The sequence below is a fragment of the Paracoccus tibetensis genome (assembly GCF_900102505.1).
Lineage (GTDB): Bacteria > Pseudomonadota > Alphaproteobacteria > Rhodobacterales > Rhodobacteraceae > Paracoccus > Paracoccus tibetensis.
On record NZ_FMVT01000009.1, the window covers coordinates 15,599 to 26,457 of the forward strand.

At 70.7% G+C, this 10,859-nt stretch carries 12 protein-coding genes; 6 read left to right on the forward strand and 6 right to left on the reverse strand.

Annotation, left to right across the window (positions count from 1 at the left end; translation table 11 throughout):
* Positions 1–30: 30 nt before the first annotated feature.
* From gpmI to BLP73_RS13130, 4 genes are read left to right on the forward strand one after another with little or no spacing between them, the layout of a single operon-like run.
* Positions 31–1,545 carry a 2,3-bisphosphoglycerate-independent phosphoglycerate mutase gene (gpmI, locus tag BLP73_RS13115; RefSeq protein ID WP_090745376.1) on the forward strand — a complete coding sequence of 505 codons (1,515 nt, stop codon included), beginning with the start codon at positions 31–33 and terminating at the stop codon, positions 1,543–1,545.
* Complete coding sequence (locus BLP73_RS13120) at positions 1,542–2,795, forward strand: murein hydrolase activator EnvC family protein (protein ID WP_090745379.1); 1,254 nt, start codon at positions 1,542–1,544, stop codon at positions 2,793–2,795. Before gpmI ends, BLP73_RS13120 begins: the two co-directional genes overlap by 4 nt.
* A gap of 16 nt (positions 2,796–2,811) precedes the next feature.
* On the forward strand, positions 2,812–4,224 hold the full coding sequence (locus BLP73_RS13125) for a S41 family peptidase (RefSeq protein WP_090745381.1): 1,413 nt from the start codon (positions 2,812–2,814) through the stop codon (positions 4,222–4,224).
* A complete protein-coding gene (locus BLP73_RS13130) occupies positions 4,217–4,717 on the forward strand; it encodes an RNA pyrophosphohydrolase (protein ID WP_090745384.1) in 501 nt (166 codons plus the stop codon). Before BLP73_RS13125 ends, BLP73_RS13130 begins: the two co-directional genes overlap by 8 nt.
* A 64-nt stretch (positions 4,718–4,781) precedes the next feature.
* Here BLP73_RS13130 and BLP73_RS13135 read toward each other — a convergent pair whose 3' ends face one another.
* From BLP73_RS13135 to BLP73_RS13145, 3 genes are all read right to left on the reverse strand, one after another.
* Complete coding sequence (locus tag BLP73_RS13135) at positions 4,782–6,041, reverse strand: lytic murein transglycosylase (RefSeq protein ID WP_090745387.1); 1,260 nt, start codon at positions 6,039–6,041, stop codon at positions 4,782–4,784.
* 87 nt (positions 6,042–6,128) lie between these two features.
* Positions 6,129–6,458, reverse strand: coding sequence for a hypothetical protein (locus BLP73_RS13140; RefSeq protein ID WP_090745390.1), 330 nt, complete (start codon positions 6,456–6,458; stop codon positions 6,129–6,131).
* 16 nt (positions 6,459–6,474) lie between these two features.
* Complete coding sequence (locus tag BLP73_RS13145) at positions 6,475–7,206, reverse strand: DUF421 domain-containing protein (RefSeq protein ID WP_090745393.1); 732 nt, start codon at positions 7,204–7,206, stop codon at positions 6,475–6,477.
* Between the two features lie 66 nt (positions 7,207–7,272).
* On the opposite strand from BLP73_RS13145, the gene BLP73_RS13150 reads away from it, so the two are divergent.
* Entirely contained in the window at positions 7,273–7,743 is a 471-nt protein-coding gene (locus BLP73_RS13150; protein ID WP_090745396.1) for a YbaK/EbsC family protein, read from the forward strand.
* On the opposite strand, the gene BLP73_RS13155 is transcribed toward BLP73_RS13150, so the two are convergent.
* Positions 7,733–8,545 carry an alpha/beta hydrolase gene (locus BLP73_RS13155; protein ID WP_090745399.1) on the reverse strand — a complete coding sequence of 271 codons (813 nt, stop codon included), beginning with the start codon at positions 8,543–8,545 and terminating at the stop codon, positions 7,733–7,735. The genes BLP73_RS13150 and BLP73_RS13155 overlap by 11 nt on opposite strands.
* 62 nt (positions 8,546–8,607) lie before the next feature.
* Here BLP73_RS13155 and kynU point away from each other — a divergent pair, with 62 nt between their 5' ends.
* The gene (gene kynU / locus BLP73_RS13160; RefSeq protein WP_090745402.1) at positions 8,608–9,795 is read left to right on the forward strand and encodes a kynureninase; all 1,188 of its coding nucleotides are present in this window, start codon (positions 8,608–8,610) and stop codon (positions 9,793–9,795) included.
* Between the two features lie 82 nt (positions 9,796–9,877).
* Here kynU and msrA read toward each other — a convergent pair whose 3' ends face one another.
* Complete coding sequence (msrA, locus tag BLP73_RS13165) at positions 9,878–10,384, reverse strand: peptide-methionine (S)-S-oxide reductase MsrA (RefSeq protein ID WP_090745405.1); 507 nt, start codon at positions 10,382–10,384, stop codon at positions 9,878–9,880.
* Positions 10,377–10,826 carry a peptide-methionine (R)-S-oxide reductase MsrB gene (msrB, locus tag BLP73_RS13170; RefSeq protein WP_090745408.1) on the reverse strand — a complete coding sequence of 150 codons (450 nt, stop codon included), beginning with the start codon at positions 10,824–10,826 and terminating at the stop codon, positions 10,377–10,379. The genes msrA and msrB overlap by 8 nt, the downstream gene beginning before the upstream one ends.
* Positions 10,827–10,859 lie beyond the last annotated feature (33 nt).

Below are 10,859 nucleotides of genomic sequence, written 5' to 3' on the forward strand. Positions count from 1 at the left end.
GCGTAAGGAGGGAAAAACCGCGAGGCAGACATGAGCAAACCCGTCGTCCTGTGCATCCTCGATGGCTGGGGCATCTCGGACCGGCCCGAGCAGAGCGCACCGGACCAGGCCCGCACCCCCTGTTTCGACGGGCTGATGCGCGACTGCCCGAACGCGACGCTGATCACCTACGGCCCCGATGTCGGCCTGCCGCGCGGGCAGATGGGCAACTCCGAGGTCGGGCACACCAATATCGGCGCGGGCCGGGTGGTGGCGATGGACCTGGGGCAGATCGACCTTGCGATCGAGGACGGCAGCTTCGCGCGGAACGCCGCGCTCGTCGACTTCGCGGCGCGGGTGCGGGCCTCGGGCGGCACGGCGCATCTGATGGGCGTCGTCTCGGATGGCGGGGTGCATGGGCATCTGGTGCATCTTCTGGCTGCCGCGCGGGCGGTCTCGGACGCGGGCGTGCCCGTCGTCATCCACGCGATCACCGACGGGCGCGACGTGCCGCCGCGATCGGCGGACGGCTTCATCGCGCAGCTTCAGGCCGGCCTGCCGCCTGGCGCCCGCATCGGCACCGTGATCGGCCGCTACTACGCGATGGACCGCGACAACCGGTGGGAGCGGGTGCGGCGCGCCTATGGCGCGATGGTGCTGGGGCAGGGCGAGGACGCGCCGGATGCCGCAGCCGCCGTCACGGCGGCCTGGGCGCGCGGCGAGACGGACGAGTTCATCCCCCCCTTCGTCATCGACGGCTACAACGGCGCGCAGGACGGCGACGGCTTCTTCTGCCTCAATTTCCGGGCGGACCGCGCGCGCGAGATCCTGTCGGCCATCGGCGATCCGGCCTTCGCGGCCTTCGACGTCCCGGACCGGCCCGAATGGTCGGCGCTTCTGGGCCTTGTCGACTACAGCGCGCAGCACGATCTCTTCATGCGGGCGGTCTTTCCCAAGCAGCAGGTGCAGAACACGCTCGGCGCCTTCGTCGCGGCGCAGGGGCTGCGCCAGCTGCGCCTGGCCGAGACCGAGAAATACCCGCACGTGACCTTCTTCCTGAACGGCGGCCGCGAGGCCGCCGAGCCGGGCGAGGACCGCTACATGGCCCCCAGCCCCAAGGTCGCGACCTATGACCTCGCGCCGCGGATGGCGGCCGACGAGGTGGCCGACAAGCTGGTCGAGGCCATCGCCGCGGGCTACGATCTGATCGTCGTGAACTTCGCAAATCCCGACATGGTCGGCCATACCGGCAGCCTCATGGCGGCCGCCGCCGCCTGCGAGGCGGTGGACGAGGGACTGTCGCGCATGATCGCGGCCCTTCGGCAGGCGGGCGGGGCGGCGCTGATCTGCGCCGATCACGGCAATTGCGAGCAGATGATCGACCCCGAGACGGGCGGGCCGCACACCGCCCACACGCTGAACCCGGTGCCGGTGATCCTGTTCGGCGGGCCGGCGGGCGCGGACCTGCGCGACGGCCGCCTGGCGGACCTCGCGCCGACGGTGCTGGCGCTGATGGGCCTGGAACCCCCCGCCGAGATGACCGGCCGGAGCCTGATCCGCTCATGAACACGCGTTCGATCCTGCCTGTCGTCGCCTGCGCCCTCTTGCTGGCGCTGCCCGCCTTGGGGCAGGCCGTCCCCGAGGTCGAGGAGGTCGACACCGACGCGCTTGTCACCGTGGACGACCTGACCGAGCCGATGGCCGAGGACAGCCCCGCCACCCGCGCCGTGGCCGATGCCGAGGCGGCGGCCGCGCTGCTGCGCGCCGCGCTGTCGCAGCTGGCCGAGGCCGTCAGCGCCGATGACCAGGTCGTCGCCCTGACCGAAGTGATCCGCGGCTACGAGCTGGGCCTCTCGGCCCTGCGCGAGGGGCTGCGCCAGGCCCATGCGCGCGAGCTGGAGCTGCGCGGGCGCTTCGAGGCGCAGCGCTCGCAGCTGGCGCAGGTGCTGGGCGCGATGACGGCGCTTCAGCAGAGCCCGGAAAGCACGATGCTGCTGCATCCGGCCGGCGCGGTCGCCAATGCCCGCTCGGCGATGATCCTGTCCGACGTGACGCCGGGCCTGCGCGCGCAGGCCGAGGCGCTGCAGGGCGATCTGGACGAGATCGCGACGGTGCGCGAGCTGCAGGCCAGCGCGGCGGCGATGCTGGGCTCGGGCCTTGCCTCGGTGCAGGAGGCGCGGCGGCTTCTGGCCAGCGCCGCCGGGGACCGCAGCTCGATGGTGACGCGCTACGAGGGCGAGCCCGAGGAATTGCAGAGCCTGCGCGAGGCCGCCGACAGCCTGGACGCCTTCGCCAGCGGCATCGCGCGGATGGAGAAGGACGTCGGCGCGCCGATGGAGGATTTCGAAGGCGCGCAGGGCAGCCTGCGCCTGCCGGCCGTCGGCACGATCCTGCGTCCCTACAACGAGCCGGACGCCGCCGGCGTGCCTCGACCGGGCTGGGTCATCGCCACCGCGCCGGCCGCGCTGGTCCAGACGCCCTGGCCTGCGACAATCCGCTACCGCGGACCCTTCCTCGATTACGGCAATGTGATGATCGTCGAGCCGTCGCGCGGCTATCTTATGATCTTCGCGGGCATGGCGCAGGTCTTCGGCGAGGTGGGAGACGTGCTGCAGGCAGGCGATCCCGTCGGGCTGATGGGAGGGGCCGAGGCGCCCGCGCAGGAATTCGGGGCGCAGTTCGTCTCGGACGCGGTGCGCGGCGGTGCCGCCGGGCGGACCGAGTCGCTTTATCTGGAACTGCGCCGAGGCAATGAAACGCTGGACCCGGCTGACTGGTTCGTGCTGAATCCCTTCGTCGAGCCCCAACAGGACTGAGGCAGGAAAAACCGCCATGAGACATTATCTGATCGCAGGACTGGGCGGCGTGCTGGCAGGGGCGCTGGTCACGACGCAGCTGGCCGGCCCGCTCGTCGCGCAGGAGGCGGGGCGCAACGCCTCGATCTACGAGCAGCTCGAGCTGTTCGGCAACGTGTTCGAGCGCATCCGCAGCGACTATGTCGAGGCGCCCGACGACAAGGCGCTGATCGAGGCCGCCATCAACGGGATGCTGACCTCGCTGGACCCCCATTCCAGCTTCCTGTCGGCCGACGCCTATTCCGACATGCAGACCCAGACCCGCGGCAGCTTCGGCGGCCTCGGGATCGAGGTCAGCCAGGAGGAGGGGATGGTGAAGGTCGTCTCGCCCATCGACGACACGCCCGCGGCCGAGGCCGGGGTGCAGTCGGGCGACTTCATCACCCATGTGAACGGCGAATCGCTGCTGGGCCTGACGCTGGACCAGGCGGTGGACATGATGCGCGGGCCGGTCGGCTCGGAGATCACCATCACGCTGCTGCGCCAGGGCGAGAGCGAGCCGTTCGACCTGACCATGACGCGCGACACGATCAAGCTGACAGCCGTCCGCAGCCGGGTCGAGGGGCATGCGGTAATCCTGCGCGTCTCGACCTTCAACGACGAGACCTATGACGCGCTGCGCGCCGAGCTGGAGAAGTCGGTGGCCGAGGCCGGCGGGATCGAGCGGGTGACCGGCTTCGTCCTGGATCTGCGCAACAACCCGGGCGGCCTGCTGAACCAGGCCATCGCCGTGTCCGACGCCTTCCTCGACGCCGGCGAGATCGTCAGCACCCGCGGCCGCGCCGCCGAGGAGAGCGAGCGCTGGAATGCCGAGATGGGCGATCTGGCGCAGGGCAAGCCGATGGTCGTGCTGATCAACGGCGGCTCGGCCAGCGCCTCCGAGATCGTGACGGGCGCGCTGCAGGACCACCGCCGCGCCATCGTCGTGGGCGAGAAGAGCTTCGGCAAGGGCTCGGTCCAGACGGTCATGCCGGTGACCTCGGAAAGCGCGATCCGGCTGACGACCGCGCGCTACTACACGCCCTCGGGCCGCTCGATCCAGGCGCTCGGCATCCAGCCGGACATCCTGGTCCAGCAGCCCCGCCGCCCCGCCGCGACCGAGGAGGAGGAAGCCCGCAGCCAGAGCAGCTTCAGCCGCTCGGAAGCGGACCTGCGCGGCGCGCTCGGCAACGATGTCAGCGACGAGGAGCGCCAGCAGATGGAGGAGGAGGCCGCCGAGCTGGAGGCGACCTCGGCCCTGCGCGACGACGACTACCAGCTGGCCTACGCGGTCGACATCCTGAAGGGCCTGGCCGCCGTGAACTTCCGCGCCGAGCAGGTGCCGGCCGCGGCGACGCCCGCGGTCACGGGCGAAGGCTCGGGCGGGGCTGCGGCGGGGCAGAATGGCTGACGGCGCGGATCTGCGCGAAACCGGCCCGCTCGGCCTGCCCTATCGGCCCTGCGCGGGCGTGGTGCTGATCAACCGCGCAGGGCTGATCTGGGCGGGCCAGCGGCTCGACCGGCCGGGGGCCTGGCAGATGCCGCAGGGCGGGATCGACGCGGGCGAGAGCCCGCGCGAGGCCGCGCTGCGCGAGCTGGTCGAGGAGACGGGCGTGCCGGCCGCCTCGGTCGAGGTTCTGGCCGAGACGCCGGATTGGGTCACCTATGACCTGCCGCCCGAACTGCTGGGCCAGGCCTGGGGCGGTCGCTTCTGCGGGCAGAAGCAGAAATGGCTGCTGCTGCGCTTCCTCGGCGAGGACGCCGAGGTGCGGATCGACACGGATCATCCGGAATTCGACCGCTGGCAGTGGATGACCGCGGCGGCGCTGCTGGACAGCATCGTGCCCTTCAAGCGCGCGGTCTACGAGGAGGTGCTGGGCACGTTCCGCCCGCACCTCGCCTGAGCGCCATCAACCGAAATGAAAAAGGCGGCCCGAGGGCCGCCTTTTGCGCCTTGTACGGCTGCGTCTAGCGACGCAGCTGGTCCAGCAACACCGAGGTCGGGTAGCCGTCCGGGGTCACGCCGATCGAGCGCTGGAAGGCCGAGACCGACTCCATCGTGGCCGAGCCGAAGAGGCCGTCGATCTCGCCCTGGTAGAAGCCGCGCTGCGCGAGGCGGCGTTGGATCTCTTCGCGCTCGGCGGTGGACAGGGGGCGGTCGCTGCGCGGCCAGCTGCCCTGGATGCCGGAGCGCCCCGCGATCCGCTCGCCCAAAAAGGCCACGCCGAGGGCGTAGTTGTCCGAGTTGTTGTAGCGCAGGATGGCGCGGAAGTTGTCGCCGATGAAGAAGGCCGGGCCGCGCGCCCCCGCCGGCATGATGATCGAGCCGTTGCCGGCCGGCACCGCGCCGCCGCCCATGCGCCGCACGCCGAGCGCGTTCCAGTCGCTGCGCCGCGTGCCCTTGCCGATCAGGCCCATGTTGAAGCCGGACGGCAGCTGCACCTCGGCGCCCCAGGCCTGGCCCGGCTGCCAGCCGTTCCGGCGCAGGTAGTTCGCGGTCGAGGCCAGCGAGTCCGTCGGATCGTCCGCCCAGATGTCGCGCCGGCCGTCGCCGGTGAAGTCGACCGCATATTCCAGATAGGAGGTCGGCATGAACTGCGTGTGGCCCATCGCGCCGGCCCAGCTGCCCAGCATGTTCTCGGGCGCGGTGTCGCCCGCCTGCAGGATCCGCAGCGCCGCGATCAGCTGGTTCTGGAACATCTCGCCCCGCCGCCCGTCATAGGCCAGCGTCGCGAGCGAGGGGATGATCTGCATCCGGCCGCGATTGGCGCCGAAGTTCGATTCCATCCCCCAGACCGCCAGCACGATCTCGCGCGGCACGCCGTAGCGCGCCTCGACGGCGGCCAGGGTGCGGGCCAGTTCGGCGTTCTTCTGGCGGCCGGTCTGGATGCGGCTGTCGGAGACCGCGCTGTCGAGATAGAGCCAGACCGGGCGCGAGAACTCGGCCTGGCGGCGGTCGAGGCGGATCACCTCGGGGTTGTAGCGCGCGAGCCGCATTGCGCGGTCATAGGTCCCGGCGGAGATGCCCGAGGACAGGGCGCGGCTGCGGAAGTTCTGGACGAAGCGCTGCAGGCCGGCCTCGTCGCCCGGCGCGGCGGCCGGGATCGGAGAGGGCGTCACCGCGGCTGGCGCCGAGGGGCCGGCGGCGGGCATGCGCGAGACCGGCGTCGCGCAAGAGGCCAGGGCGCCGATCAGCGCGGTGGACAGAAAGATGCGGGTCATGGTCATGTGGATCGCCTGTTCGTGACTGCTCTTGATTATGATTGCAGCCAGACTAGCGAATGGATAGCGCCTTGGATAGCCCGCGGGGGCGCATCAATGCAGCAGATCGTCCGTCGGCTCGTCCCCGAACCAAGGCTGCATCTGGGCGATGATAACCGAATTCTCATCGAGCGCCCGCTGCATCAGGGCGCGTTCCTCGTCGTCGATCTCGTGCCCCTCGGCCAGCCGTTCCTCCAGCGTGCCGTAGCCGGTGACGTCCAGCGGGGCCATGTCGGCCTGCTTGAGGATGGCGACCGTCTCGCGCACGGCCTCGGCCTCGTCATTGCCGGAGGCGTAGCAGACAAGACCCGCCCCGGTTGCATCCTCGGGAAGCCCGTCCCCGGTGCTGCGGCCAAGCTGGACCACGAGCGTGTAGACCTTCATCGTCCCTCTCCTTCTCTCATGCCTGCTGCCCGCTCGGCTGCGCCTCGATCCGCGGGTCCGCCATCTCGGCCTTGCGCCAGGACCCGCAGCCGCAATGCATGCATTGCGCGGCGGCACGGGCCGCCGACATAGCGCCGCATGCGGCACAGCATGTCTGCCCGTCCTCTGCAAGGGGGGCGCTCTCCGACCCGGGCTGTGCGAGGTTGTCGGGCGGCAGGAGCGACAGGCCCGGCTGCGGCTCCTTCAGCCGGAACAGCGACAGGCCGCCGCCCGATTCCAGGAAGGCATGGCCGACCTGGCCCAGGTTCACCACGCCCGCGATCCGCAGCATGGTCTTGATCTCGGCCATGCCGAGGTCGCGTTGCTGCGCGCCCTGCGGCAGGATGCGCCCGTCCCGCACCAGCTCGACCGTGCTGCCGTCGATGATGCGCTTGGCTCCGTCCGAGCGGACGATGATCCGGTCCAGAATCTTGTTCGTCGTCACCACCAGGGTGATGACCATCATGGCGGCCAGCAGCGGCACCTCGGGATAGAACATCGCGTCGCCCACCGCCGAGCCGAGGGCGATGACCAGCACGAACTCGACCATCGACAGCTGCGCGACGCCGCGTCCGCCGATCCAGCGGATCATCATCAGCGTGTAGCCGTAGATGATGATCGTCCGCAGCGCGATCTCGACATAGAACAGCGGGGGTTGCTCGCCCAGAAACATGCGGTGAAGGTCGAGCGGGATGACCTGCGGGTCCATGGCACCTCCTCAGGGGCGGGTGACAACCTGCGGAAGGGCGAGGGGTTCCCGGATGGGAAGAGGAAGATGAGCAAGAGCCTCGCGCGCGTCCGCGCCGCGCTGCAGGCCGCCGGCGCGGCGGCCGAGATCGTGGAGATGCCGTCCAGCACGCGCACCGCGGCCGAGGCGGCGGCAGCGGCCGAATGCACGCTGGACCAGATCGCGAAGTCGATCATCTTCCGCGGCGAGGGCAGCGGCCGTGTCCTCCTGTTCCTGACCGCCGGCGGCAACCGCGTCGACCCGGTGAAGGCCGCTTCCGTCGCGGGCGAGCCGCTTGGCGCCGCCGATGCCGCGCTGGTGCGGGCCGAGACCGGCTTCGCCATCGGCGGGGTCGCCCCGCTCGGCCACCTGACCCCGCCCCGCGCCTTCTGGGACCCGCGCCTGTCCGAGTTCGAGCTGATCTGGGCCGCCGCCGGCACGCCGCGTCACATCTTTCCGATCCCGTCGCAGCGCCTGCTTCAGATCACCGGAGCAATTCCGGGGGCGTTCACGGGCTGACGCCCTCCAGAAGGCAGCGCAGCATCGCGCTGCCGGGCCGTGCCAGCGGGTCGATCACGTCGAAATGGTGCCGCCCCGGATCGACCACCAGCCGCGTCGGCGCGCCCAGCCCCGCCCAGGCATCCGCCAGAAGCCGCGCATGGCGCAGGAACTCGGGTCGCTCGGCGCCGCCGACCCAGGCCGTCACCGGGATGCCCGGCCGCGGCTCGAGCAGCGCCGGGCTCTCGGCCGCCGCCTCGGCCGGGTCGATCCGCAGCGTCTCGTTCATCTTGGTCCGCATCAGCGCGCGCAGGTCGGTCAGCGGCGAGATCGGCAGGCAGGCGCTCACCCGCGCCGCGACCTCCTCGGGCAGCGGCCCGCCCGTGCAGATCATGCGCGCCGCCAGATGCCCGCCGGCCGAATGCCCGCAGATGGCGATCGGACCGTTTATGCGTCCCGCCGCCGCGTCGATCTGCGCCGCCACCTCCTGCACCATCTCGGCGATCCGCGCCTCGGGAGCGAGGCGATAGCCGGGCATCAGGCAGGCCCAGCCCGCCGCCAGCGCCCCTGCCGCCAGATGCGACCAGTCGTCCGGGTGAAAGCGCAGCCAATAGCCGCCGTGGATGAAGACCATCAGCCCCTTCGCCGTCCCCTCGGGCCGGAACAGATGCCCCTGCCGGTCCCCGTGGCCCGTCCGCTCGGACGGATGCGTCGCGCGAAAGGCGGCGGCCGCCTCGGCCCAACGCGGCGGGTAGCTGTCGGCATTCGGGATATAGGCGCCGTTCACATAGGCGTCGTCCCAGTCCGTGACCTGGTAGAGCATCGCGTTCCTCCCCTTTCGGCCACGAAAGCCGGGTGCTAGCGTCCCGTCAAGAGGAGCCCGCCATGACCGATTTCACCAGCACCCGCAAAGCCTTCCACCTGCCCGAGGGGATCATCTACCTTGACGGCAACTCGCTCGGCCCGATGCCGGTGGCAGCGGCCGAGAAGGTGGCGGCGATGATGCGGGACGAATGGGCCCAGATGCTGATCACCGGCTGGAACAAGGCCGGATGGTATCAGCAGCCCCGCCGCGTGGGCGACCGCCTCGCCCGCCTGATCGGCGCGCGGCAGGGCGAGGTCGTGATGGGCGACACGCTGACCATCAAGGTCTTCCAGGCCATCAGCGCGGCCCTGCGCCTCAACCCCGGCCGGCGCGTGATCCTGTCGGACAGCGGCAACTTCCCCTCGGACCTCTACACGGCCGAGGGGCTGGCGCAGGCCACCGGCGCCACCCTCCGCGTCGTCACGCCCGACGAGGTCGAGGCCGCCATCGACGACAGCCTCGCCGTGCTCATGCTGACCGAGGTCGACTACCGCACCGGCCGCCGCCACGACATGGCCGCGCTGACCGCCCGCGCCCATGCGGCCGGAGCGCTGACGGTCTGGGACCTCGCCCATTCCGCCGGCGCTGTGGACGTGGACCTCCACGCCGCCGATGCCGATTTCGCGGTCGGCTGCACCTACAAGTACCTGAACGGCGGCCCGGGCGCCCCCGCCTTCATCTGGACCCACCCCCGCCATGCCAAGGCCGCCGCGCCGATCCTGCAGGGCTGGATGGGCCACGACGCCCCCTTCGCCTTCGAGCCCGCCTACCGCCCCGCCGGCGGAATCGAGCGGATGCGCGTCGGCACCCCGCCCGTCATCGCCCTCGCCGCGCTCGAGGCCGCGCTGGATGTCTGGGACGGTGTCGAGATGGCAGACCTCCGCGCCGCCTCCATCGCCCTCAGCCAGCGGTTCATCGCCGGCGTCGAGGCGTCTTGCCCCGGCCTCATCCTCAACTCCCCCCGCGATCCCGCGCAACGCGGATCGCAGGTCGGGTTCCGCCACCCCCAGGCCTACGCGGTCATGCAGGCCCTCATCGCGCAGGGCGTCATCGGCGACTTCCGCGCCCCCGACGTCCTGCGCTTCGGCTTCGCCCCCCTCTACAACAGCGCCGAGGATGTCGACCAGGCCGTGCAGATCCTTGCCCGGATCCTGCAGACCGGCAGCTGGGACCGGCCGCATTTCCACGAAAAAGCGGCGGTGACCTGAGCCACCGCCGCCTGCTTTGGTCTGCAAATATCCCGCGGGGGGTCCGGGGGGCGCGAAGCCCCCCGGCGGTCGCGGGACGCAATCACTCCGCCGCCGCCCGCCGCGGCAGCACCCAGTCCGGGCGCGGGAAGTGGCAGGTATAGCCGTTCGGGAAGCGCTCCAGGTAATCCTGGTGCTCCGGCTCGGCCTCCCAGAACTCGCCCACCGGCTCCAGTTCGGTGACCACGCGCCCCGGCCAGATGCCCGAGGCGTTCACGTCCGCGATCGTCTCCTCGGCCACCGCCTTCTGCGCCGCGTCGACATAGTAGATCGCCGAGCGATAGCTGCGGCCGATGTCGTTGCCCTGCCGGTTGCGCGTGCTGGGATCGTGGATCTGGAAGAAGAACTCCAGCAGCCGGCGATAGGTGATCATCTCGGGGTCGAAGACGATCTCGATGCCCTCGGCATGATCGCCGTGGTTGCGATAGGTCGCGTTGGGGATGTCGCCGCCGGTATAGCCGACACGGGTCGAGATGACCCCCGGCAGCCGCCGGATCAGGTCCTGCATGCCCCAGAAGCAGCCGCCCGCCAGAACCGCGCGCTCAGCCATGATGCGCCTCCTCGACCTGCGCGAGGTATGCGCCATAGCCCTCGGCCTCCATCCGGTCCTTGGGCACGAAACGCAGCGAGGCCGAGTTGATGCAATAGCGCAGCCCGCCCGCCTCGCGCGGGCCGTCCGGGAAGACATGGCCCAGATGGCTGTCGCCGTGCTTGCTGCGCACCTCGACCCGGACCATGCCGTAGCTGACGTCCCGATGCTCGGTCACGTTGCCCTCGATGGGCTTGGTGAAGGCCGGCCAGCCGCAGCCGCTGTTGTATTTCGCGCTCGAGGCAAAAAGCGGCTCGCCCGAGACGACGTCCACATAGATGCCCGGCTCGAAATGGTGGTCGTATTCACCGGTGAAGGCCCTCTCGGTGCCGTTCTCCTGCGTCACGCGGTACTGCTCCGGCGTCAGCCGGTCCACCGCGTCCTGAGTCTTCTGATAGGCCAAGCCATCCTCCCAAGGCGAAGGTCACGTCAGCCC